23 protein-coding genes and 1 pseudogene are annotated in these 24,031 nt (G+C 60.9%); 16 read left to right on the plus strand and 8 right to left on the minus strand.

From position 1 onward, the window contains the following. Positions 1 to 164 precede the first annotated feature (164 nt). Entirely contained in the window at positions 165 to 1,166 is a 1,002-nt protein-coding gene (locus IPL79_15350) for a metalloregulator ArsR/SmtB family transcription factor (GenBank protein ID MBK9072356.1), read from the plus strand. A gap of 134 nt (positions 1,167 to 1,300) precedes the next feature. Further along, positions 1,301 to 2,632 (plus strand): adenosylhomocysteinase, encoded by a 1,332-nt coding sequence (locus tag IPL79_15355; protein ID MBK9072357.1) that lies wholly within the window; start codon positions 1,301 to 1,303, stop codon positions 2,630 to 2,632. Between the two features lie 25 nt (positions 2,633 to 2,657). Here IPL79_15355 and IPL79_15360 read toward each other — a convergent pair whose 3' ends face one another. Continuing rightward, positions 2,658 to 3,305, minus strand: a complete 648-nt coding sequence (locus tag IPL79_15360) for a hypothetical protein (protein ID MBK9072358.1) — start codon at positions 3,303 to 3,305, stop codon at positions 2,658 to 2,660. A 271-nt stretch (positions 3,306 to 3,576) separates the two neighbouring features. On the opposite strand from IPL79_15360, the gene IPL79_15365 reads away from it, so the two are divergent. From IPL79_15365 to IPL79_15390, 6 genes are all read left to right on the plus strand, one after another. Beyond that, positions 3,577 to 4,524 (plus strand): hypothetical protein, encoded by a 948-nt coding sequence (locus IPL79_15365; protein MBK9072359.1) that lies wholly within the window; start codon positions 3,577 to 3,579, stop codon positions 4,522 to 4,524. Positions 4,525 to 4,577: 53 nt separating this feature from the next. After that, positions 4,578 to 5,000: a polymer-forming cytoskeletal family protein gene (locus tag IPL79_15370; protein ID MBK9072360.1), complete on the plus strand. Its 423-nt coding sequence runs from the start codon at positions 4,578 to 4,580 to the stop codon at positions 4,998 to 5,000. A 99-nt stretch (positions 5,001 to 5,099) separates the two neighbouring features. Next, the gene (locus IPL79_15375; protein MBK9072361.1) at positions 5,100 to 6,497 is read left to right on the plus strand and encodes a hypothetical protein; all 1,398 of its coding nucleotides are present in this window, start codon (positions 5,100 to 5,102) and stop codon (positions 6,495 to 6,497) included. A 67-nt stretch (positions 6,498 to 6,564) separates the two neighbouring features. Further along, positions 6,565 to 7,593: a hypothetical protein gene (locus IPL79_15380; GenBank protein MBK9072362.1), complete on the plus strand. Its 1,029-nt coding sequence runs from the start codon at positions 6,565 to 6,567 to the stop codon at positions 7,591 to 7,593. Positions 7,594 to 7,627: 34 nt separating this feature from the next. Beyond that, positions 7,628 to 7,981: a YkgJ family cysteine cluster protein gene (locus tag IPL79_15385; GenBank protein MBK9072363.1), complete on the plus strand. Its 354-nt coding sequence runs from the start codon at positions 7,628 to 7,630 to the stop codon at positions 7,979 to 7,981. A gap of 50 nt (positions 7,982 to 8,031) precedes the next feature. Beyond that, on the plus strand, positions 8,032 to 8,430 hold the full coding sequence (locus IPL79_15390; protein ID MBK9072364.1) for an MAPEG family protein: 399 nt from the start codon (positions 8,032 to 8,034) through the stop codon (positions 8,428 to 8,430). A 7-nt stretch (positions 8,431 to 8,437) separates the two neighbouring features. On the opposite strand, the gene IPL79_15395 is transcribed toward IPL79_15390, so the two are convergent. Together IPL79_15395 and IPL79_15400 are read right to left on the minus strand one after the other, a co-directional pair. After that, the gene (locus IPL79_15395; GenBank protein MBK9072365.1) at positions 8,438 to 9,112 is read right to left on the minus strand and encodes an SAM-dependent methyltransferase; all 675 of its coding nucleotides are present in this window, start codon (positions 9,110 to 9,112) and stop codon (positions 8,438 to 8,440) included. A gap of 54 nt (positions 9,113 to 9,166) precedes the next feature. Then, positions 9,167 to 10,354: a DUF2786 domain-containing protein gene (locus IPL79_15400; GenBank protein ID MBK9072366.1), complete on the minus strand. Its 1,188-nt coding sequence runs from the start codon at positions 10,352 to 10,354 to the stop codon at positions 9,167 to 9,169. Positions 10,355 to 11,200: 846 nt separating this feature from the next. On the opposite strand from IPL79_15400, the gene IPL79_15405 reads away from it, so the two are divergent. Beyond that, positions 11,201 to 11,698, plus strand: a complete 498-nt coding sequence (locus IPL79_15405) for a hypothetical protein (protein ID MBK9072367.1) — start codon at positions 11,201 to 11,203, stop codon at positions 11,696 to 11,698. A gap of 150 nt (positions 11,699 to 11,848) precedes the next feature. Here IPL79_15405 and IPL79_15410 read toward each other — a convergent pair whose 3' ends face one another. Together IPL79_15410 and IPL79_15415 are read right to left on the minus strand one after the other, a co-directional pair. Continuing rightward, on the minus strand, positions 11,849 to 12,268 hold the full coding sequence (locus IPL79_15410; protein MBK9072368.1) for a fasciclin domain-containing protein: 420 nt from the start codon (positions 12,266 to 12,268) through the stop codon (positions 11,849 to 11,851). Positions 12,269 to 12,813: 545 nt separating this feature from the next. Beyond that, the gene (locus IPL79_15415; GenBank protein MBK9072369.1) at positions 12,814 to 13,203 is read right to left on the minus strand and encodes a class I SAM-dependent methyltransferase; all 390 of its coding nucleotides are present in this window, start codon (positions 13,201 to 13,203) and stop codon (positions 12,814 to 12,816) included. Positions 13,204 to 13,471: 268 nt separating this feature from the next. On the opposite strand from IPL79_15415, the gene IPL79_15420 reads away from it, so the two are divergent. Then, positions 13,472 to 14,419, plus strand: coding sequence for a DUF4419 domain-containing protein (locus tag IPL79_15420; GenBank protein MBK9072370.1), 948 nt, complete (start codon positions 13,472 to 13,474; stop codon positions 14,417 to 14,419). A gap of 191 nt (positions 14,420 to 14,610) precedes the next feature. On the opposite strand, the gene IPL79_15425 is transcribed toward IPL79_15420, so the two are convergent. Together IPL79_15425 and IPL79_15430 are read right to left on the minus strand one after the other, a co-directional pair. Then, positions 14,611 to 15,129, minus strand: a complete 519-nt coding sequence (locus tag IPL79_15425; GenBank protein ID MBK9072371.1) for a hypothetical protein — start codon at positions 15,127 to 15,129, stop codon at positions 14,611 to 14,613. Then, positions 15,126 to 16,040: a class I SAM-dependent methyltransferase gene (locus IPL79_15430; GenBank protein ID MBK9072372.1), complete on the minus strand. Its 915-nt coding sequence runs from the start codon at positions 16,038 to 16,040 to the stop codon at positions 15,126 to 15,128. The genes IPL79_15425 and IPL79_15430 overlap by 4 nt, the downstream gene beginning before the upstream one ends. Positions 16,041 to 16,368: 328 nt before the next feature. On the opposite strand from IPL79_15430, the gene IPL79_15435 reads away from it, so the two are divergent. The 5 genes and pseudogenes from IPL79_15435 (at position 16,369) to IPL79_15455 (ending at position 20,884) form a co-directional block, all read left to right on the plus strand. Continuing rightward, positions 16,369 to 16,758 (plus strand): transposase, encoded by a 390-nt coding sequence (locus IPL79_15435; GenBank protein MBK9072373.1) that lies wholly within the window; start codon positions 16,369 to 16,371, stop codon positions 16,756 to 16,758. Then, positions 16,758 to 17,773 (plus strand): annotated as a pseudogene (locus IPL79_15440) (IS3 family transposase). The gene IPL79_15435 and the pseudogene IPL79_15440 overlap by 1 nt, the downstream one beginning before the upstream one ends. Positions 17,774 to 17,824: 51 nt before the next feature. Beyond that, positions 17,825 to 18,268, plus strand: a complete 444-nt coding sequence (locus IPL79_15445) for a hypothetical protein (protein MBK9072374.1) — start codon at positions 17,825 to 17,827, stop codon at positions 18,266 to 18,268. 1,029 nt (positions 18,269 to 19,297) lie between these two features. Next, positions 19,298 to 20,194 carry a hypothetical protein gene (locus IPL79_15450; GenBank protein MBK9072375.1) on the plus strand — a complete coding sequence of 299 codons (897 nt, stop codon included), beginning with the start codon at positions 19,298 to 19,300 and terminating at the stop codon, positions 20,192 to 20,194. Positions 20,195 to 20,383: 189 nt separating this feature from the next. After that, positions 20,384 to 20,884, plus strand: a complete 501-nt coding sequence (locus IPL79_15455) for a hypothetical protein (protein MBK9072376.1) — start codon at positions 20,384 to 20,386, stop codon at positions 20,882 to 20,884. A 70-nt stretch (positions 20,885 to 20,954) separates the two neighbouring features. On the opposite strand, the gene IPL79_15460 is transcribed toward IPL79_15455, so the two are convergent. Beyond that, positions 20,955 to 21,743, minus strand: coding sequence for a transposase (locus IPL79_15460; GenBank protein MBK9072377.1), 789 nt, complete (start codon positions 21,741 to 21,743; stop codon positions 20,955 to 20,957). A 617-nt stretch (positions 21,744 to 22,360) separates the two neighbouring features. Here IPL79_15460 and IPL79_15465 point away from each other — a divergent pair. Continuing rightward, positions 22,361 to 24,016 (plus strand): hypothetical protein, encoded by a 1,656-nt coding sequence (locus IPL79_15465; GenBank protein MBK9072378.1) that lies wholly within the window; start codon positions 22,361 to 22,363, stop codon positions 24,014 to 24,016. The last annotated feature ends 15 nt before the right edge of the window (positions 24,017 to 24,031 follow it).

Below are 24,031 nucleotides of genomic sequence, written 5' to 3' on the forward strand. Positions count from 1 at the left end.
TGTGCGTGCTTGTCACGGTTGCGAGCGGCAGATGCGACGGCAAACGTATGATTTTATGACGTGCGAACTTCAAGAAGTTGGTTATTAATTACATGTACTTATAGTATTTGCATTTATGCGAATAGTAGTATATTTATAGTTTTGTGGTGGTAGAAGCGCAAAAGATGGGGGCGGCCGCGAGCAACAGCGACGAGCGGCCGAGCCAGGCGTTTGAAACCACGGCCAGGTGGGACCTCTACCGTGTGTTGGCCGAGCCGATTCGGCTGAGGCTTCTCGCACTCGCATCATTCGAAGAGCTGTCGATCGGCGAGTTGGCGCAGCTAACGGGAGAGAGCCAACCCAATGTGTCGCGCCATATCGCCTCGCTGCGCCAGGTTGGCCTGGTCACGGGCACCAAGCACGGCACGCGCAGCATGGTGCGCATGCATCCCGGTGTGGCTGACGACGCCATCGTGCGCGATGCGGTGACCAGCGGGATGCAACTGTGTCAGGCTGATGGCAGCGCCGCCCGCATCGCCATTGTGATTGCGGAACGTGACGCCGCCGCGCGTGAATACTTTGCGAGGCCGGTCGAGGTAAGTGAGTTTGCCCCGCCCGTCGAGAGCGCGGCGTATCTGACCGCCTTGTCGCATTTATTGCCGCACCGTGGGCTCGCGATCGACATCGGCACCGGCGATGGCGGCCTACTGGAAATCTTGGCGCCGTGTTTTGACCGCGTGATTGCCATCGACCGCTCCGAGGCGCAACTCGCGCTCGCGCGCGCACGCGTCGCCGCACGCGGCTTTGCCAACGTCGAACTCGGCGTGAGCGATCTCAGCGAGACGAGCCATCGCGGGCTGCCGCGCGGCAAGGCCGACGCTGTTTTCGCCGTGCGTGTGCTACACCATGCCGCGGTGCCGCGGAAATTGATGAAGCAGCTTTGGCACTATTGCGCGCCCGGCGGCGCCTTGGTGCTGATCGACTACCACGCACACGGCGATGAGAGCATGCGCGCGCAAGCCGACGTGTGGCTTGGTTTTTCACCTGACGAACTGCGCGAGCTCGCCGCGCAGGCGGGCTTTGTCGACGTTTGCGTCGCAGGGGCGCCGGCGCCCAAGACGGGCCCCGATGCGCACCTGGCATGGCAGATCATGGTCGCCAAACGACCCGCGGGTGGTGCCGCGTGATCGGCGCCGTCGTCAGCCGCATGCTTGCCGGGTGGCACAAACTCGTCAAGGCAGCGCTTTCCGGTAGCCAAACCGACGAACTTTCTATAAGCAACCAAGCAATCACTCAACCCAGCAGCGAAACAAGGAACGTTATGAGCACACCAACCAAAGACACCGCCAACTACAAAGTCAAAGACATCAGCCTCGCCGAATGGGGCCGCAAAGAGATCGGCATCGCCGAAAGCGAAATGCCGGGCCTGATGGCGTTGCGCCAAGAATTTGGCAAGTCGCAACCGCTTAAGGGTGCGCGCGTCGCGGGCTGCTTGCACATGACGACGCAAACCGCGGTGCTCATCGAGACGCTCACCGCGCTCGGCGCCGAAGTCACGTGGACGAGCTGCAACATCTACTCCACGGTTGATCAAGCCGCGGCGGCGATCGCTGTTACCGGCGTGCCTGTGTTTGCGTGGAAGGGCATGACCGAGGCCGAATACGAAGCCTGCCTCGAAGCGCAAATTTATGCGTTCAAGGGCGGCAAAGGCCCCAACATGATTCTCGACGACGGCGGCGACCTCACGGTGTGGATCCACAACAAGCATCCGCAATTGTTCACCGGCGACGACCCAATTCGCGGCCTGTCGGAAGAAACCACCACGGGCGTGCATCGCCTGTATGAGATGGCCAAGGCCGGCACGCTCAAGGTGCCCGCGATGAACGTCAACGACTCGGTCACCAAGAGCAAGTTCGACAACCTCTATGGCTGCCGCGAATCGCTAGGCGATGGCCTCAAGCGCGCCACCGGCGTGATGTTTGCCGGCAAGACGGCGGTAGTTGCCGGCTACGGCGACGTCGGCAAAGGCTCGGCGCAAGCCTTGCGCGCGCTCGGCTCGCGCGTGCTCATCACCGAAATCGACCCCATCTGTGCGCTGCAAGCCGCCATGGAAGGCTACCAAGTGGTCACCATGGAAGACGCGGCCCCCGTTGCCGACATCTTTGTGACGGCCACCGGCTGTAACGGCGTCATTCGCGGCGAGCATCTGATGGCGATGAAAGACCAAGCCATCGTTTGTAACATCGGCCACTTCGACACCGAGATCGACGTCGCGTGGCTCGAGAAGAATCCTGAGATCAAGGAAGTCAACATCAAGCCACAGGTTGACCAGTTCATCTTTGGCAACGGCAAGCGGATCACGCTGCTCGCCCGCGGCCGCCTCGTCAACCTCGGCTGCGCCAACGGCCACCCGTCGTTCGTGATGTCGTCGAGCTTCTCCAACCAAACTATCGCGCAAATCGAACTGTGGATGAACGCCAAGAACTACAAAGCTGGCGAGGTCTACGTGCTGCCCAAGAAGCTCGACGAGAAGGTCGCCGCGCTCCACCTCGGCAAGATCGGCGTCAAGCTCACCAAGCTGACCGCGGAACAGTCGGCGTATCTCGGCATCTCGACAGAGGGCCCGTTTAAGCCAGAGAACTACCGGTATTAGTTCGACGCGAGCGCGCGTCGCGTAACTACCATTGTACGCCGACGCTAAGCCCGATGCCAAAGATGGCGTCGTGGCTATTGGTTGTCCCGGCTGAGGTCTTGACCCGCCACGGCAACTTCATGTCGATTGGCGTTAGCGCGATTTGCACGCGTCGCCGGGTGCCAGGCTCCCACGTCAGGGAAGGCTCGATGAGAACGGCATCGACGGTCGCAGCATCGAATTTAAAATCATACGTGGCGCGATGGGCCTGCGCGAGGACGCGCACGCCAACACACCCCGCCTTGCCGCGAACGCAATGCCGGGCGCCGAGGCCAGCGCCGAGCGCAAAGACGCTGCCAGTGGTTTCATCGCCGTTTACGAGCCCACCATTGGCGGCGAAGATTGCGTAGTAGGGCGAGCCGCCGTGCCCGCGCCGGCCGAGCGAGGTTTCTAGTTGGAGCCGCAGCGTCGGATAGGACAGCGTGCTGGTATAGGGATTGGTTGCCGAGAAACCGTACGTTCGGCCGTCGAGGCGCAAGCCAAGTTGCGCGCCCCAACGGAGGCGAGGGGCGGCTGCGGTGGGAGGTGATGGTTCGGCACGAGCCTCCGATAGAGTTGGCGCGGCCAGCGCGGAGAACATCGCAAGCGGCGCGAGCCACGGCAGTCGTTGAAGCAGTGATTGGTGAAATATCATTGGCGCACCCAGTGCAAGCGAGGTGCCATGCGCATCGCGCAACATTGCGCACGCGGGACCACGCAAACCTCAACGTCGCTCGTCCGCGGCGGTGAAGATTTGTCAAAGTGTGTCCATGGCGTGTTCAATATTGAACGGTTCCCAAACGAACCAGATCGAGGACTCGGACATCAAAGTCAGGTTAAGGGGCACATTTCGTTTACAGGCAAGCAACACTGTCATGTGACGCCCATAGTTCGGGTGGCATCGATCTTGCTGGGTAGCGCGTCGCATGAAACGAACACTTATCTTCTGCACCGCGGCGCTGCTGCCTGGTTGTCTCGTCTTTGGCGATGTCGATGATCCTGAGCCAAGGCGATGTTACACGCCAGAAAGCATGGCGATCAGCCCTCACGATGGCGCGGCGAGTCGGCTCGAAGATGGCTATGCCGCTACCGTCGCGGTGGGCGGCACCTTGCGACTTAATGCCGACGGGCGGTCGAGTTGCGGCGCGATGCAAATTAGTGGCAGCCCGCTAGCGCCATTTGTGGCGCTAGACATCGACAATGTCCACACGGCCGAGCGCGAGCTGGCGCTGCAGGCAACCGCGGCCGCCGCGCCGCGCGTGATCGAGTTCGCGTGGGAGAGCGAACCCGAGGCGCGCTATGCCGCGACCGTTGCGGCCAAGCCCCTGACCGCAATTGAAATCGTTTCGTACTGGGACTATCTGCCGCGCGGCACAGAGATCGCGATGCTGCAAGCAGAGGATGCCGGCATGGTGATCGCATTATGGGCTGACGACGGCACGCGGCTCGTCGACGGCGCCATGACCGTGCAAATCAATGGTGCCGAGAACCTCGGCGGTACCGGCGAGCTGCTGCTGTGGGACTTGCTTTGGCTGGGGGCAACGAACGCCGATGTCGAGGTCGTCGTGCAGGCCGGCGATGGCCCGAGCACGACCCTACAAATTCCTGTCGTCGCCGCGGTAGAGTCGTTGGCGTTTGTCGAGCCATATGTAGCGCCGCAAAACGCAACGGTCGAAGTCTGTGTTAAGGCGCAGGCATCGGGTCGCGCCGTGCTGGGGTTGCATTTTGACGGCAGCGACAGCAACGGCGCGCTAGCGCCTGCCGTTGCCGACAACTGTTTCGTTGTCGAAACCGGCGGCAGCGACCTCGCGCTTGAGTTCACCGCTGGTGGGGTGACGGAGTCGCTGGTGTTACAGGTTGAGGGCGCTAACTGATTCGAGCCGCCACCTCGCGATCGGGCGAGGTGAGTCGTGGTAACTTGCCGGCCATGGCAAAACTAATCATGGCGCTGCTCGCGGCGATCGCTTTAACGGTTTCAGTTGCGCAGGCAGACATCGAGATTCGCAAGGGTGGATCGAGTTGGGCCAAGCTTGAAGATGACGGCACCATCCGCATCGGCGGCAGCTCGGTCGGCAAGTTTGAGTCCGATGGCACTGTGCGCAAGGGCGGCAGCTCGATTGGCAAAGTCGAGTCAGACGGCACCATCCGCAAGGGCGGCAGCTCGGTTGGCAAAATTGAATCAGATGGCACCTATCGCAAGGGCGGCTCGTCGATCGGCAAGATCGAATCGGATGGCACCATCCGCAAGGGCGGCTCAAGCTGGGGTAACGCGTCCAATTGCTGCGGCGGCCATGGTGGCAAGCGCGCGGTGGCGGCGGTGTTGACCTTTTTCTCCGACGATTTCTTTTAGCCCCATCGGTGCCAGGGTGGCGATTTGACGCATTATCCACGGCCGTTGGCGTGCTGGATGCCGCGCGTGCAAACACAAAAAATGAGCTACACTAAGCCCATGCGGCAGCGCGGTTTGGTGGCAGCGAGCTGGGCCTTCACCTTGGTCTTGGTGGCCGTGGTGACGCTTGCCGCCTGTAACGAAACCACCACCTTGACGGTTGAAGAGCTGATGTCGCCTGAGACGTGTCGTTCGTGCCATCCCAAGCACTACGATGAGTGGAAGTCAAGCATGCACGCCTACGCGTCAGACGACGAGGTGTTTGTCGCGCTCAACGCGCGGGGGCAGGACGACACGGGTGGCGAGCTTGGCTCGCTATGCGTGAAGTGCCACGCGCCGATGGCGTTTGCGCTGGGGCTGACGGTCGATGGCAGCAACATTCGCGACGTGCCGCAATGGGCAAAGGGCGTGACCTGCTATTTCTGCCATAACACGGTCGAGATCAACGGCACTCACAACAACCCGCTTAAGCTCGCCATGGACACCACCATGCGGGGCGGCCTGTATGACGTCGTCGAGAACTCGGCGCACGGCTCGACGTTTTCTGAATTGCTCGCCGGCGACAGCGACGCGTCGTCGCAGCTATGCGGCGCTTGCCACGACGTCGTCTCGCCGGCCGGCGTCAAAACCGAAACCACGTTTATCGAATGGCAGGCCAGCCTCTTTGGCCAACCCGGGCGCTCGCATCTCTCATGCGCGGAATGCCACATGACGCCGCGCACTGACTATGTTGCCGAAGGCGCGGGCATCAGCGCGCCGCTTCGCGAGTTTGGCCGCCGCGATCACTTGTTTGCCGGCGTGGACGTCGCGCTGACCCCCTGGCCGGGCATGGACGTGCAGCGCGAGGCGATCGAGACCAAGCTCGCCAATACGCTGCTGCCACGCATCTGCGTCACGCCGCTAAATGGTGGCGAAATCGCCGTGCGGTTAGACAACACCGGCGCGGGCCACACCTGGCCGAGCGGCGCGGTGCACGACAGGCGCGCATGGGTCACCGTGCGCGCGTTTGGTGCGGGCGACGAGCTCTTGTTTCAAAGCGGGGTCGTCGGCGAGGCGCAGGACCCCGAGGACATCGCCGATCCGTATTTGTGGAAAATCGGCAACGACAACTTCGATGCCAACGGCGATCCCGCCTTTTTTACGTGGACGATCGCCACGATCGTAAATCATCGCTTGCCGCCGATTGTGACCACAGATCCAAACGATCCTCGCTTCGACCATTCGGTGACCCGTGCGTATCCGGTGCCTGGACTGGCTGGCGACATCGAACGCGTCGAGATGGCGGTGTCGATTCGGCCATTTCCGTTTCGGCTCTTTGACGAGCTGACGGACAGCGGCCACCTTGCCGGCGACTTGGCGGTGGACCTAAAAGCCGCGTTGCCAACGCACGAGCTGGAGGGCACCAAGCTGGTGTGGACGGCCGCGGCCGCTGACGCCGGTGGCTGTGTTAAGCCGTAACCCGCCGCGCCTGCACGATTAGTTGCCGCCGACGCGCTTTCCGTGGCAAAACTAGCGCGAGGCCAAAATGAAGACGTTGCGCGCGCTCGGGTATTTTTGCGGTGTCGTTGGGATCGCGCTTGGCGGCTGTGAGCGCGACGCGTCGCGCGTGCCCGCGGGGGCAACATCACCCACCCAACGCGAGGTCGTCACACCGCCCCCGCCTGATCGAAGCGGCGAGCCGCAGCCACAAGACTATGTCGCGACGAGCAGGGCGATGGCCGCGGCGCTCGAGGCGCATCCCGGCACCGCGGCGCAATACAGCGAGCTTGCGTGGCTCGCCTATCTCGCGGGCGATTTTGCAATGGCGGACAACGCAGTTACCAAGGGTCTCGCGCTGGCGCCCTCGCCCAAGCTGAGGTCGGCGCTCTATTACAGCCGTGGTCGCGTGGCGCAGGCGGCGGGGCGTTTTCCCGAGGCGGCCGCCGCGTTAGGTGAGGCCGTCGCCGCAGATGACAATCCCGCGGCGCAGTATTGGCAAGGCGCCTTGCCGACCGACGGCGCGGTGGTCTCGGGCGACGCCAAGGCCGTTTGTGCGGCGTTGGTCGCGCTCACGGCGCTGGCGCACGACGTTGAATCGTCGAAGGTCGCCTGCGAACTCGCGGACGCCGAGGTTACCTTTCCAAAGGTCGACACCGCCTCGCTCGCCGGCAAAGTCGCGGTGCTTACGTTTGTCGCCGAGGGCACGTCAAATCAGCTCGTCTATGCGCTTTGGCAACAAGGCGACGTCTTTGCGGTGCGCGGCGTAATCAGCCAAACGCTTGGTGACGCCATGCATCGCGGCCTGCGCCGTGTCGAGCGCCTCGGCGAGCACTTGGTGCTGCATACCGAGGTGAAAGGAAATTCGCGCGCGGCTTCGTATCTAGCGATGGAGGTCGAGTTTTGTCCCGCGGGCGCGAGGCCATGTTCGTTGGGCTTGCGGACGAGCTATGAGGAGTACGCCGAGGGCAAGGAAGACGATGCGGCGGCCGTGGCGTGGACCGTTGGCTATGAGCTGGGCACTAGCGGCGTTTTGCGCGTAGCCCAACAAACCGGCACGCCCCGGTTGGCATCGTAGGCGAACATCGCATTTATTAAGGACTAAGGGCGGCGTGACGAGCGAGCTTGAGCCTGGGGTAGCTTTGAACCTCGACTGCCAGCAGTGTGGCGCGTGTTGTCGCAACGACGTCGTCAATCGCGCCCAGGGCGTGGCGTATTGGGTGGAGATCGCACCCGACGACAAGATCTTGCAGCGCCATGATCTTGTGCGCAAGCTGGTGACCTACGATCGCCAGCGCGTGCCGCATCTGCGCGTGACCCACGACGGCACCTGCGAGGCGTTGCGGGGCGCCATCGGCACCAAGGTGACGTGCTCAATTTATCACCAAAGGCCATCACCATGCCGGCGCGTGATGCCAGGCGATACCACGTGTCTGCGCGTGCGCGCGGCGCATGGGCTTGGGTAGACCTGGGGCACGCCGTTTGACGCGGCCCTTCGTGAGGGCTACGGTGGCGCATGCGTTCGCTCATCATTGCCATCATGGTCGCCGGCGTCATGCCATATGTGCTTACGGGTATTGCCAAGGTCGGCGCCTTTCGCGCGCGCGACAATGCGCGCACCAGAGACTGGCAGGCGACGCTGACGGGTTGGCGCCAACGCGCGTACTGGGCGCATTTGAACGCGTTTGAGGCCTTTCCCTTGTTTGCCGCCGCGGTGCTGAGCGCGCTCATGTTCGCGCCGAATCACGCCCACGCGCCGGTGCTGGCCTGGAGCTTCATCGGGCTGCGGGTGGCATACGGCGCCTGCTTCATTGGCAATTGGCCGCGTATGCGGTCGCTGGTGTGGTTTTTGGCGGTGGCTTGTGCGCTGTGGTTGTTTGGCCTGGCGATCAGCGGCGCCGGCGCCGGCGACTAGCGACGGCTCAAAGCGCGATTTGCAGCGTCCGTGAGGCCGCAGCGCGCCGTCGCGACAGCTCCACGCCAACGGCGTCAAAACCCAAGGCGTTGCCGACCGCGAGCATGGTGCCAACGCCGCAAAACGGATCGACGATAGTCGTTGCCGCGGTGTGGCGGCGCAAAAACGTTGCGCTGGCGACGCAGGCGGCTTGGCCCATCGCGCGCACCCACGGCATGGCGCCGAGTTCGGGCAATACGTCGGCGCTGGCGGCGCCGGTTGGGAGGCGTAACGCGCGGCTGATGCAGATGAGGTGCGCATACGCGGGACGCCCGAACGTCACGGTACCCGGCGCGGCACGGCAAACGACCTTATGCCAAAGCAGGGCGCTGCCCGCGGCTTCGGCGGCCTTCATGATTAGGTAGCCCTTGTCGATCCATGCGCCATCGCGCTTGATATCAGTTTGGAAAAATATTGCCACGCCGTCGTCGGCGCTGCGCTCACAGATGAGCCTCGCGGTGGCGATGAACCACACGCGCCAGTCTGCAAGGGACATCGGCGCCAGCTCGCTGACGTCGGGCAACGAGGTCACCACGGCGTGCTGCGGGCCGAGCAGGTTATCGCGCAGCCAAGCCAGGCCATCGCCGTGCACGACCTCGCGTGACGGCGCGGCGCGCGCGACCAATGCCTCTGGTTGGCTCATGTGAGGTCGTCGAGCCTACACCAAGGCGGTAAGGGTCGCTGCGTCTGCGGTGCCTTAGCGTCCGCTGCCGAGCAAGCGCTCGCCGCCGCCTGCGCCACCAGCGGTCACTGGCTGATGTAGCACCACGCGGCGCCCAGCCTCGGCACCGGCGGCATGCGCGGTATTGTGGCGGACGCGGGCGCGACGTGAGGTGATGCGTGGATTGCGCGCGCGATAGAACGCGTCGAGACCTGGGTCGCCGCGCCACACCAGGGCGTTGCCGGCTTGTGGTGGCGAAGTCGATGGTGAGGCCGTCGGTGCGGCAGCCAGCGCCTTGCGTTCGGCCGCCAACTTTTCGTGGAAACCCCGCACGACGCCTGCCTGATAGGCAAGGCGATCGCGTCCGCTGCGCACCCGCGCGTCGGCCCGATTGGCGTCCCATAGCCGCGCCGCGGTCGCCATGAGGAAGGCGTAGACATGGCTGGCCATGGCGACGTTGGGCTCGGTGCCCGCGATCTCATAGACATGGCCGTGCTTGCCCAAGGCGGGCAAATAGATCGGTAGCTGGATCACTTTGACAAAAAACAGCTCGGCAAGCAGCCCCATCACCGCGGCCTCGACGCGATTGCGGCGCTTGCTCGAATCACCGAGGTGGGTCACGACATAGCCCGCGCGGCTACGCACCTCGACGGCTTCAATATTGTAGCGCAGCATTAGCTCGTGGGCCTTGCGCATTGCCGCCTCGGCCTCGTGCACCTCGGAGCTGCCGGCGAGCGCAAGCAACTTGCGGATGCGCCCGAGCATGCGGTTGGCGTTGGCTTGCGCGCGGCCCTGCTCGTTTGGAGGTGCGCTGCCTGATGCGCCGTCAAACCCGGCAGGCGGCGCAGGCACCGGTGAGCCCACCGCCTTGGCGTCGATACCTCGCTCGGCGCAAACCCGCGCGAAGGTCGCGCCATGCGCGGTCTCGTCGCGAATCTTCAACACCTCGTCGACAAATTGGTGCGCCATTTCGTGCTGCAGCACGCTGAGCACTTCAAGCCACGGGCGCTGCAGCATGAGCGCGCGCGATAACTCAAGCGTGCGTGTCGCCGACACCCACTGGCCGAGCCGGTGGTGCGCGTCGCCAAGCGCGAGCACCGGCGCCACCAGCTTGCCGCCAAAGCGCGCGCGATTTTCCCACGCATAGTTGGCGTGCAGCTCGCGCAAGAGGCTGGCCTCGAGTTCGGCCGACCATGCCCACGTCGCCTCGCCGGTAGCTGCCATGGCCATGATGTGCCACGGGCGCGACGGCTTGGGAAGCCACTAGCGCGTTGTCGCGAGCTTTTAAGCCTCGCCCGAAATTACCGCAGGCGTTCGTCGATATTGGCGACGAGGGCTTCAAACTCCTGTTGCACCGCGAGCGTGTAGAGCTTGGCCTGGCTCTTGATCGCAGCCCGCAGGGTTTCGGTGTTAGCGCGCAAGCGGTCGATCTCCGCCCAGTCTTTCTTGACTGACTTGTCTTTTTCATCACCGCTAATTTCTTATCGAGCTCATTGAGCCGGATGTCGGCGACGGCGAGAAAATCACCACGGGCGCGGCTTACCGCGAGGCTGGCGGCCTGGACCTCATGTTCGGTCTGTGGGGCGGCTTCGCTTGGTTGCTGGCTGGGGTTTTCGCCGGCTGCAGCTACATCTTTGGCAGGGTCCGTTGGTGCGTTGGTTGCGGCGCCCGTGGGGGTATTTATGGCGGCGGACTTGGGCGTTTCATAAGCGGTCGCCGAGGTGGTGGCGTTGGTCTTATCGTTGCTCTTGTCCTTCTGACACGATGCCGCGGTTGCTAAAAGTAGGGTTGCGATGATGACGGTGTGCTTTAACATAGTGGTTCCTTAGGAAGCGCAATAGAGCAAGACCTAGGCCAAGCTTGTCTCAAGCTATGTGCTGGATTGCACGGCGCGGGGCCGCGTGTGGTCCGAGCGCTCGCGCTCACTGTGGCAGTTGTGTCGCCAAGCGGCGGCCGCCCGATAGACAGGGCAAAACACCCTTGGTAATCGACAGCCAAATTGCGCTTCGGCCAGGCCGGCCCGCCCATCGCTTGCCAATTTTGCCGTCGCCCTGGCATAATTTTTTGGACATGACCAAGATGTTGCAAATTTTCCTGATTTCTACTTTCGTACTTAGCGCCTGCGGCGGTGGCGACGATGACGCCAGTACCGATCCCGACCCAGTCGATCCAGCTGACCTGACCGGGACCTTCGACGTGCTGGATATGCCCTATGCCTGCGAGGTGACAACGCAGCTCTTTGAGGCCACCGGTGAATATTCGGTGCTTTGCCAAAACGACAACGCTGGCCTCGTCCAGATCACGTTTAAAGATGAGGCCAGCGCCCGCCGCGACCAAGCCTTCACGATCACCAAACGCAGCTTTAGCTCGCATCCCGACGCGGACACCATCGACGTCTCATATTTAGAGCTTGGCGTGGGCATAAATGTCGACTCCGAGGACGATTTTGCGGGTGCCGCTGCCGTTGCCGCGCAAGGTGATCATCACGTGCTTACGCTCACCGACGTGCTGCTCGAGGATAGCGATGGCGTCAACACCCAAGCGGTGTCGGCGACGATCAATTTCTAGATCTGGTTTTAGCTCTGGCCCAGTGGGGCATGCAGGTCAGTTGCGCAAATTTCCTATACCCACTACGCGAGCTGGCCGAAATAGATCTTGGTGACGTAGCAAAACTTCACCTCGCCAAGGCGGCGCTTGGCTCGAAGCTGAGCCGCAAGCTTATTTCTTTTTCTTGGTGGCCTTGGGCGGCATCATCACGGTGTCGATGACATGGATGGTGCCGTTGGAGGCCGCGATGTCCGTGGCGGTTACTGACGCGCCACCAACCTTAACGCCCGCGGAGGTGTCAACGGCCACGCTCGCGCCTTGCACTGTGACGAGCTCCTTGGCCGCGCCGACGTCAGCCGCCATTTGGTTGCCGGCAACGACGTGATAGGTCAAGATGCCTGCGAGCTTGGTCTTGTCCTTGAGCAGCGCTTCAAGGTCTTTCTTGGGCAGCTTGGCGAAGGCTTCATCGGTTGGGGCGAAGACCGTGAACGGGCCCGCGCCATTGAGGGTGTCTTGCAGGCCCGCGGCTTCAACAGCGGCGAGCAGCGTGGTGAAGTTGCCGGCGGCCTTGGCGGTTTCGAGGAGGCTCATTGGCGCAGGTTCAGGCGCTGGCGCGGCCTGTGGTGCTGCCTCGGCGACCGGCATCGTTTCTGCGGCCGCGGCTGCCTCGCCGGCGGGGGTTGCCGCAGGCATGGTTTCCTTCGCGTCTTTTTTACACGCGACGGCAAACAGGGAAAGGGAGAGGGCAACAACGATAATTGACATTTTTTTCATGTTTATAACCTCGGCCGCACTCTACAAGCAGTTTGTAAAAGGGGTAGGGCCATGACGAAAACCCGTGCGGAAAACCCAAAATCTAACCGATGACGTTGGCTTGGTGCAGACGACCTCTAAGGACGAGGCCACCGCCTGCCGCGCCCCAGCCTTACCTATCATCGGGCGCGATGTTGGCCAGCCATGTAGGGGGGCGTGCCAGGCGCACCGCGAGTATTGAGCGAAGACATGGCGACAAAGATCCATCGTCGCTTGCTTGCGGCGAATGACGGGCGTCGCGTGTCTGGGATGGTCATGGAGGCGCCGGGCGCGGCCCCATTTGGCCAGCGCATCGGCGCTCTATCGAAGATCCTCGTGCCTTTTCAACGGTGATCGCTGCCGGTTTCCGGATCCGGGTCGCGGACACCCGGCGGGCACCCGAATTCCGCGCCGTGGTCGGGCAGGTTGGAGGCCTTGGCCGTAGCATCGATGCTCCGCGCGTTTTTAAAATGCTGGTACAGCCGCTCCAGCGCCGCCCGCATGTCGGCGTTGGGTTCGACGGCGTAGGTTAGATTGCCGTTTTCAAGGAAGAGCTCGGTCAGCTTGCCGGTGCCGGCGCCAAGGTCGGCAACGACGGATCGCTGCGTGAGCCCAAGCTCGGCTCGCATAAAATCCACCACCCCCGTTGGGTACCCGGGGCGGTATCGGACGTAGTTGTCGACCGTCTTGGAAAAGCGGGTGAGAGCATCGGGGGTCTTGGGTTGAATCTTCAATGCACTGAGAAATCACACGCTTTGGATCGCAAGCGACTGAAATCTATAAAAAAAGAGGTGGTGCGTGACCTTTGGTGCGTGACCCTGGTTGCGCGTCAGTGGCAACAGCGTTGATGCAAATCACCACGAAGTATCGTATGCGTGATTGGTGCGCACGTTCAAAGTCTCTGATGTCCAAGTTCCACGCGTTGCATTAGCATCTATTGCCTCCGACGAGGCACTGCAATCGCGGATAGGCACACCGTTCGAGGCGAGCGGATGTAGCAGCATGACGTTTTTAAAAAACGACCTTCATCCCTTGATGGGAGCTGTTCACCTCGCGTTTGCAAATCACTATCCCCTCGTGCTGTCTCCGGATGAAATCTGGCTCTGCATCGCGCAGGGATTTGCCGCACATGTCGACTTGCACGCCGAGGAGTTGAGAGGTCGTTTTGTTCGGCACACCGGGAAAGCGACCATTAAAGTGATACGCAACGAATTCTCGAAAGGGTCGCCGAGCAACGACTGGCCGGGATGCTTTGCAGAATTCTCCGACCAGATCGCAACTCATGTCGGCAAGACGCGTGATCTGGTCGTTGCAAATTTTTCGACCACAGGCTCCGTCGAGAAGGCTGCGTCCGAGGTCGTGTTAATGGCGGCCATGAAGCACTATTTTGAATATGTTGTGGAAACTCGTTGCGGCATCCCGAGTATTACGCTGCTGGGTACACCGACCGATTGGCGCGCGATTCGCCAGCGCGCGGCAACACTTTCCGAGTACGGGCTTGCGTGGTGGATCGATGTGCTGATGCCGATCTTGGATGAATTTGTCGCCGCTTCGGAAGGTCAGCCATCCACCGCACACTGGCAATCTTTCTACAAATGGCATGACCTTTCGGGAGGTGCGCGCGCCACCGGCTGGATCAATGTGCTTTTCCCCTATTTGCCTACGAAGGACAACGAAGTTGGCGGGGGAGCCAGCAGTAGGGGCGCGGTTGCCACACGGCGCAATGACCAAATCGACTTATGGGCTAAAGGCGCTACAGACGCCTGGAGTGGACTGCGACCCGCCGATCTGCCTAGCGGTTTATCAGTGGCGCCATTCACGTGGGAATATCTTGGGGCGAAGTATCCAATGGAGTTGGTCGCGGGATTTGTCGGCGTAACCCAGGATGCACAAAACCTTTCGGTGCGCTCGGCAATCGGGTGGGCGGTGCGGGACGAACAACCCAATTAGAGAAAATCGAAAATAGAAAATCCGGACCCTGGTTGAATGATTTGTGACGTGGGCGGCAGATGCGAGCGTTCGCGCTGGAATAGGAAATATCAAGTGGGATTGGGGCGGGTAGTACGACCGCTCCAGGCGCGGGGCATTCGTCTTCCGCCGCTTTCACCGCTTTCGGACACGGGTTGCGCTTTGCGCTAGCGTCAGCCCTCACTGTGTCGATACGGCGCAAACATCGACACGATCCGTTCAAGCCCTAACAGCCAGGCGACACCTGCCAACACGCCCATGCTTACGAGCCATGACTGACTCGCCCAAGCGCCACTGATAGCCCCAGCCATGATGAGCAACGGGCGCAAAAGGGTCAGCGGGCCAAGCACCACAACCGTGGCAAGCGTTCGCAAATCCTCGCTGCCAAACTTGTACACGCCAAACGCCAAGATCAACATCGCCACACCCGGCCCATACCATTTCAACATTTCAGCAAGGCACCGACCGACTGAGGCCGGATCGACAAGGTCGAGCCAAATGAAAAATCGCAGGAAAAAATAGAGCAGCAAAAAAGCCAAAACCGAAAGCCCCATGGCCAGCCGAATGCTTCGCAGATAGTAGGTGCGTAATTCCAATTCGCCTCTCCGCCCGCAGACGGCGCGGAAGCCACTGAGTCCGGCGTCTCCGACGGCAAGCAGCCCGGCCATAAGTGCCACTGCGTCGAGTGTCATATAACGCTCATCCGCGCCCCGAGGGCTTGGGGAATGCGGGACTGAAAACCCTCATAGCGGTTTGGTCGCATGCCGATCCCCCAATTCCATGCTCGCAAAATTGGAAGCCTCGACGCAGCGCCATCCAAGATTGCCGTATGCAGGCTGGTTTGTCTTGCGGCATTCGCGAGCACTGCGACGGCGTGAGCACGGCGCGCTGAGCAATATCCATCGTGGCGCGCGAGGGGTTCACGCATGCGTGCTATGTGAAAGAGCCATGCGCCAACTGGTGCCGCCCAAGAACGCTTGATATCGGCGTGCAAAAAACCAACGCTGCCTTGCTGGCGACGAAAGAATTCGTCCAGCGCTGAGCCGCGGAAATGGTGAAGCACGCTTGAGGAAATGTAGATGCGCGCGCCGCTAGCTTCGGCTGGTGCAAACGCGTTCTGGGTATGAAACAGGCAGGGTAGTTTTTCGCGCTGCGCTAACGTGGTGGCCTCCTCAACCAGCACGCGATTGAAGTCGTAACCAATAAACGAGACGCCCTCGGGAAGGTTGGCATAGGCGGCAAGCCAGCGGGTCAGATACCCAATGCCGCAACCGACCTCAACCACTTCAATAGATTTGTGCCCAGCCTCTTGCGCCGAGGCCACCATTGCCGTCAGCAAGCGTGATACCCGAGCGGCGATGCCAAACTCTTGCGAAAGGCGCTGAAGTTCGCGGTGAGACCGCAAAAACATCTGATCTATGTAGGCACCGTCGAGCTCGTCGGTGCCAGGAATGTCCCGGACAATTCGCAGCGCTTGCCGCATCTTTACGCGGTCTAACTCGTTTACTAGCTCTGCCCTGCGGATCGCGCCGCGTTCGAAGGTGCGCGGATCGATTCGAACCAAAAGGTCGCTAAGTTCGAGGCTATCAGATGCGTCATCCATCCCGAGGGCGGGGATACACTACGCGACCACGCCGGGTGTGCGAAAACGCTCGGTTTGTGGGCAATTAGGCAGGCTTCCCCCATGAAGTCTGGCCCCCGGAGTTGGACCTCGTATTGCATTGCGCTGTCGGATGAGAAATCTGAGCGTTCAGCAGTGCATCCAACTTGTTCCATTTGCGGCCCTTTGCTTCTTTGCGGTATGCAAATCCGACGAAAAGCCGCCCGTCGCATCCGCGCCGCCACCGCCCTCTCTGCCAACGTAGCTGAGAGGCCGACTTACCCAAAGATTAGTGTTGAGGGCAGTCGAGGTATGCAAGATGATTCAAGGCATGAAAAAAGCGACCGAGGTGTCGTCGGTAGCACAGCGGCGCCGGTTCTCGGTTAACGAAAAGTTGCGAATTCTGCGGGAGGCCGATGCCTGCGGCAAAGAGCGCGGTGGGGTCACGGCCCTGTTGCGCCGGGAAGGGATTTACTCGTCGCATCTGAGTATGTGGCGTCGGCAGCGCCTGGCTGGCCAGTTCGGCGCTGCGCCGAAGAAGCGGGGCCCCGTGGCGGTGCCACCAGATGCGCGGGATAAGCAAATCGCTGACCTTGAGCGGCGCGCCGCACGGGCGGAGGCGCGGGCCGATCGCGCCGAGCGGTTGTGCGCGCTCCAAAAAAAAGTCTCGGAGCTGTTCGGGATACCGCTGCCGGATCCCGAGAGCGAGCCCAAGCCTTGATGGCGATTGTTGCCGACACCTCGGGCGTCGACGGCGTAGCCCGCACGTGTGCCAGTCTGGGCGTAAGCGTGGCCAGCTACTATCGCGCGCGTCGTCCGCGGGTGCATGGGCCGCGACGGCCGCGGCGATCACCCCGTGCGCTCAGCGCTGCGGAAGCGGCCGATCTGCTATCGATCTTGCATGAAGACCGCTTTGCGGATCCAGCGCCCGCGCAGGTGTATGCGACGCTGCTCGATGAAGAGCGCTTTATTTGCTCAGAGCGCACCATGTATCGCGTGCTCGCGGCGCACCACGAGGTGCGCGAGCGCCGCGCGCAACGGCGCCACCCCGCGTACGCCGCGCCCGAGCTGCTGGCAACCGGGCCAAACCAATTGTGGTCGTGGGACATCACCAAGCTTAAAGGGCCGGCAACGTGGTCCTACTACTACTTATACGTCATTCTCGACGTGTTTAGCCGGTGCGCGGTGGGCTGGATGGTGGCGCCGCGCGAGAGCGCCGAGCTGGCAAAGAAGCTGATCGGCGCGACCTGCGTGCGTCAAGGCATCGACCGCGATCACCTCACCATCCATGCAGATCGTGGCAGCTCGATGCGCTCCAAGCTGGTCGCCGAGCTGCTCGCCGACTTGGGGATCACAAAGACCCATTCGCGGCCGCACGTCTCAAACGATAATCCGTACTCTGAGGCTGGCTTTAAGACGCTGAAATACCGTCCCGATTTCCCGGCGCGGTTTGGCTGCCTAGAAGACGCACGCGCCTACTGCGCCGATTTTTTGCTTGGTACAACGAGGAGCACTACCACAGCGGCATCGGCCTCCACACGCCGGATGACGTCCACTACGGTCGCGCGCAGGCCCGTACCGCGAAACGGGCCGTCGTATTGGCCGCCGCACAGCGAGCCCACCCTGAGCGTTTCGTCAACGGCACGCCGTGTCCGCCACCACTGCCGACCGCCGTATGGATCAACAAACCAAAGACAGGAGAGGTGATTCCAAGCCAGAACCATTCACTAAATTAAGCCACCTCGGTCTCTCAAATGCGTTGACAGGCTCCGCCGTCGCCTATCGTCATGGCTCCCGACGCGAAGCCCGTTCCCGTCGAAAACACCAATGCAATATTCCCTTTGCGGACGGGCGAGAGTTACTTCGGTGGAAGTGTTAGCGCGACGAATCTTGTCGAGTGGAAACTCGAAGATGGTTCAACGGTGCAGCTGGCGATTATCAATACGGGTGTGGACGCCGACGGGCGAAACACCGCGGTCCTGCGGGCGTTTTACCACGGTGCCACCCAAGACATTCAAACGTTTGCGCGTGAAGAACTTGCGAGTTGGGCCGAGCTGGGCGTGCTGCCCAACGGTAGGGCGCGGTTTCGCTACGGCTCAGATGGGGAAGGCCGACGCGTGCGCAACGCCATGCTCTTGCGTTGGGACAACGACGCGAAAAAAAGTGCGGCTGGTCAAACGTTGGCGTGGCGCCCGCGCCGACACCGAGCCCTCGTGGATCAATACGGGTGACTACCAGGTGGCAGCCGAGTCATCCAACTTATGCGCCAAGGTGGTAAATCGCATGGTGAGTTGCGGCAAAGACCCCAAGTTCCGCACGGCCTTGTTTAGCCGTAACGAAGCGGGGCCGGCGCAGGAAAAATGAATTTGATGCGCAACTGAAGCTGTGGAAGAGCCCCGCGCGCATCGATGAACAGTGCAAGCGGTGGGCGAGCGACGAGTACGTGGATACCAATTTTTCTGAGCCGGCACGCCTTGAACAGCTGGCGAAAGACACGGCGTCACCTTGCGGCTTTTTTGCGGCGGAGATCGTCGACGATGGCGGCTTGCCGCAAGCGAAAAAAGAGTAGCTACGGCAACGCGGTACCGTAGCCCTCGGCTCGCTCCACCGCGAGTCCACCGAAACTGGCACGGCGACCGCGAACCCTTACTTCCTTACCGGAGAGCCTGCTCCGATCGACTGCGACGCGTGTCGCCGCTTGACCCTCGCGTTCGCTGATGGGAGCGCCGTCGTGATCCGTCCAGCGTGAAGCTACGCCGTTTTGACTCTTGTCGCTTTAGCGATGTCTATTCGCTGCCGTGGTCGGGTAGGTTGGTGACCTCGGCCGCGACGTCGACGCGGCGTAGCTTCTTTAGATGCCGGCACTGCCGCTCCGCGAATCGCAAGCGCCTGAAATGTATTTAATAAAAGAGGTGGTGCGTGACCCTGGTGGTGTTTTCAACGTCGCACGAGATGTCGCGCTAATACGCCGCTACTGGGTCATCCTCTGCCTTTTGTTGGTATTTCACGTTTGCGTGGGAGAAGGGAGAAAGAATTGCAAACGAGTTGGGTCTCCGGTACGAACCGGTGCATGAGGCACGTGTTCGTTTTTTGTGTCGTTTGGCTTTGTGGAACGATCTGTAGTTGCGCAAAGAAGGGGCCCGTTCCGCAAAGCCAAACATCGGAATCTATAGCAAAGCCTTCGGTTGAAAATGCTCCCAAAGGCGTCGTCGAACCAACGGCAATCGCTTTTTTCTTCTAGTCAGCTATGTGAAAACTCCGTGATCGCCGCGGCGATTCCCGTGATGCCGCAGATTGTGGATGAGTACGATCAGGTTCATGGAGCCCCAGGCAAAGCAGCTTTTCGATTGGGAGACGACCAGCTGACGATTTCCTGGGAAGTGCCGAAAACAAAGAATGGGGAGCTAGACATTAATCCGCTTTCTGCGCATCCGGGATGGGCGAATCAAACAGGCGCGTCAGTTCGCATTCAACATCAGGAGAGCATTGACCAGTCACGGATGCCGTCTGGGGTTAAACAACTTTCAAGCAGTGACTACTTCGTAACGGACAAGGTTGGGAGCGCCGGGCTATTTCTCTGCAATACTGGCGTGCTTGTCACGATTCAGTCGCAGACCAAGAGTTTGAGAAGATCAGTGGAGATGCGCGATGCTGTCGGGCGGTCACTGCAATGTCGTACGGGACTGCCCACTGAGATGTCTTGGCCATATGCGCAGCTGGATGCTTCATTTGGTATTGTAATGGTCGCAGCACGACGCCTCGCCCTTACATCGCAAAACGGCACAGTCGTGGACATGTCCGTGGCTGATGCCACCATAGATCTTTCAGCAGGTGACGCTGAACTGATAGGCGCGGTTGCAAAAGCAACCGCGATTGAGATTGCAAAATTTACAGACAAGACATCTGTGGCGGGGCCCTTTGGCCCAGTTGAGATTCGGCATTATGTTGTCAAATCAAATGGGACGCAGGCGGCACTGCGTGTGCTTGCGTGTAACGCAAATACGTACATTCTCAGTGAGGTGAACTCTAATGACAGGAAAGCGAAGCCGCGTGGCGAATGGATCGCACGGTTTCGCTGCCCCAAGGAAGGTGATGTTCCAGTAGCTACGCGCAAGACATCGTGTGAACTTGGAATGAAGCAATGGTGTTTAAAGTGAACTTCTCAATCTTAGTCATCTGACGGCTCCAAATCACCCCGGAGCCGGCACTGTTCACGCAGCCCGCGCTGGCTACGCGTTTGCCAACCACCGCAAATTCCGCCGGAAATTTCCTATCCCACTGTCCATAATCTCCACCACGCCGCGGTTGGGCTTGATTCAGTTTGGTTTACACTGTGAGTCGTCACTATGAAAACAAAATGCTTAGTTGTGGTCTGCGCCGTCTTGCTTGGCGGCGCGTGTGAAAAATCGCCAGCGTCGAAGTCGCAAGCCGCGGGAAGTCCAGCCGTTGATGCGCCCGTAGCCGCCAAGGCGGACGAGGAAAAAGCGGCATTCCTTGCGGACCTCAAGGGTATTGCCGAAACCATGAAGGCCTATTCGATCAAGATAGTCGCCGCGCTCGAAGCGGCTGGCGACGATTGCGACAAGGCGGCCGCGAACGTGATGGCCACGGATGCCGAGGGGCAGATTATCAAGCAGGCGACCAAAGAATTTGGCCCGCGCGCGCGTAAGCACCCGGAGTGGCAAGAGGAAATGTCAGCGATTATGACCGCCGCCATCCCGTCCGACGTTCGGGAAACACTGTCCGCCCTGGAGAAAGCCTTAGCGGTCAAATGCAAAGACCATGCGGCCTTCCAAACCGCGCGCGCCAGCATCGCCTTTCCACGCAAGCAGCGTCCAGACAACTAAGGCGCGGCTGCTCACGCGCGACGTTTTCGACGGGTGGATGCGGGTAGTTCTCGACTTGGTTGCCGCGAGGTCAGCCAAATGGCGCGTGTCGCTTGACTAGGCCATGGCGGCGCCAGCCGGTGGTGAGCAGCCAAGTTTGCGCGGCGTGGACGGGTGAGGGGGCGCGCGTCGCGGCAAGCCATCGTGCTTCGTCATCATTGGCGCGGGCAAAGCCGTTAAAATACGGTGCCGACGAGCATGGGTCAGCGCTGTACATATGCGTGCGCGGTGGGCGGGCATGGCCCGCGGTCTTGGTGGCATGCTTAGCGGCGTTCATGATCACATAGACAAGTGCGTTGCGCACGTCGCGCGGCGAGGTGAGGGCGCGGGTATGTGCGCGTTGGCTCCAGACCCGCTCGCCGCGACGGTGCAGCGCTTTGTTGATGGCGCGCGCCGCTCGAGTTGCAAAGCTGGTGATGCCGGAGCTAAGCGATCGCTTTTCTGCCGCCTCGACAATCAAATGAATGTGATTTGTCTGCACCGAAAACTCGACGATGCGAAAGGTGCGGTCGCCGAGGCGTGGGCATTCGCTTTGGTTGGTCGCCGCCAGGCTGTGGCGCACGAGCGCAAACATGTCGTCGCGACGCAGCGAGGGAATGTTTTTATCCACGCGCAGCGTTACGTGGACGGGGTGAGCGGGATTGTGCACGGGCCGTGCGCGGTGCGGCGTTGGCCGCAGGCCCTTCGCCGGCTTAGGGCCTGAGCCTGGCCTTGCACCGCCGCGACCGCTGCCATCGCGCGCGCGTTTGCGCAGGGTTAGTTGGTCCCCAGTGCGATACGAGCGGCGGCGAGCCGTTTTTGTGGACGAAATCCGATCCATTGAATAGGGCTACCATAATATAATTCACTGTAAAAAAGTTATAAATAAACCTTTTTTAACGATGGATAGTCCATGTGGCGCCGGGGCACTGGCCTCTTTATGGGCCGTGCCCGGCGCACTGTGAGCAATGAGGGAAAAAGAGGCGGAGGGCGCGGCATATGGCGCCGGGGCACCGGCCTCTTAAAGGGCCGTGCCCGGCGCACAGCGAATATCGCGGGGCGAAAGCGAGGCACCGTGCGGTTCGCATGTTGTTGGCGCGAATGACGCGCGTTGCGGGTCTCGTAGGATCATGGAGGCGCCGGGCGCGGCCCCATTTGGCCAGCGCTCCGGCGCTCTATCGACAACCGTTCTTGCGTCTCAACTGCGATGACGAAAGCTGTCTAAAACAACTCGGTTTGAGGGAGTATTTGAGGTCGCTTTAGGCCGAAAGGCGGGGCACTGAACAAAAAGATAGCATTTGTGTCGATTGTGCTTGCGATCTGGATCGTAACCATACGATAATACTAAGTAAATGTGAACAGGAGTGGGGGATTATGCTTCTATTAACCGATACGAAACTACATAAGGCAGGATGGCTACTTCTAGTCATTCTAGCTAGTTGCGAGCAAGGCACGACGTTGGAAGGTTCGGCACAGGAAATTCGGTGGGGCGGAGGCCCACACGGGGATTCCTATGTCGGCTTAGACATTCTGCTCACCGACGGCGCCAATGCGGTGCCTTGCGGTGTTGGGACGGTCAATGCCGACGTGGTGGTGTCCGTCGGAGGCGCCGCGCCAACGCAGCTTGCCTCGGCCAACATCTTCAAAAGCTGTACGGGCGGCGTCGGCAGCTTTGCCATTGTCGCTGACAACAGCGGCTCCCAGGCTGGCGTCATCGACAACTTGCGCACGGCGGTGACGTCGTTTTCGCAGCGCATTACCGACCTTGGCGGCAAGACGTCGCTGGTGCGCGTCTCGACCGAGTCCGAAGTGCTGGTGCCGCTGACCGGCTCAATGGACGAGCTGCAGGTCGGCATCGATGCAATGTTCGTCAACCATGGCTGGACCGCGCTTTATGATGGCCTGCGCCTCGGCAATGAGACGCTCGGCGGCGTCGTTACGGCGCGCGACGATGGCGACGCGTTTCACGACATCGCGGACTTTTGCGCCAAGAGCGAGAAGGTCGGCATCGTTGCGTTCACGAACGGTCGTGAGAATAACTCGGCGCACCAGAGCTTGGTGAGCACGGAGTATCCAGGTGACGGCATCGACACCACGGTTGACGACGTCAAGAATCTCAACATCAACGGCATCTCGACGCCGCTGTACTTGATCGGGCTGGGCAAAGAAATCGACCAGGTCGGCATGGCAGACTTTGCCAGCGTGTCGGGTGGCCGCGCGCTCTTTATGGATGATCCAACGCAGGTGCCGGATGCCTTTGCCTTGGTCAACGATTACGTGGAAACCACCAACCAAATCTGCGCGCGGATGCCGGAAAATATCTGCGGCCCGGTGGAGGTCACGGTAAATTGGAGCTGGAAAGACGGCACCCGTCAGGCCGAGGGGTCGCGCACCTACGAGATAAATATCGATTGCCATGAGACGCCGACGGGGCGTGCGGTGACCATTCTCGCGACGCTGTCGAATCCCGAAATCAGCGCCCACGCGCAGACGCTCGCGTTTAACTCGATGTCGTGGGTAAGCTCGGTGCAGAACCCGCACATCCTGGTGATTCGCGACGATAACCATCACGGCGAAGCGCCCAACGAGAACACCTTTTTGCAAGCGGCCTTTGCCCACATCGACGCGACGTTCATCGCCGAGCCAGCCTCGGGCATTGAGCTCCATGACCTAACGGGCTACGATATTGTTTGGCTTTCGAACCCTGGCTATCCAGTTGACGACAAGAAGACGTTTGACGCGCTCAAGGCGTTTCAAGCGCAAGGTGGCTCCGTCATCATTCAAGGCGACGACATGGCCAACTCGATGGCGAGCTCGTTTTCGATGAGTGACCTGACGCGGCTGAAGTTTGTGAATAACGGAACCAAGCACTGTGGCGTCAACATCGACAACAACGGCGCTGGTCGCTACGACATTTCGTTTGCCGCGGGACATCCGGTGTCCGCGGGGTTGGAAGGTCTGAAGATCGGCTATGGCGACGACATCGACGTTACGACCCCGCTGGGCCTTGGCGAGCACATCATTGCCACGGCTGAGGTTCGCGGCAAGGAAGGCAAATGTGCGCCAATACCGGTGGTGGTGGGCTACGACCCCGATGACGTACCAGCGCCATAGGCCTGATTTCGCTTA

It is taken from the genome of Myxococcales bacterium (assembly GCA_016716835.1).
Lineage (GTDB): Bacteria > Myxococcota_A > Polyangia > Haliangiales > Haliangiaceae > JADJUW01.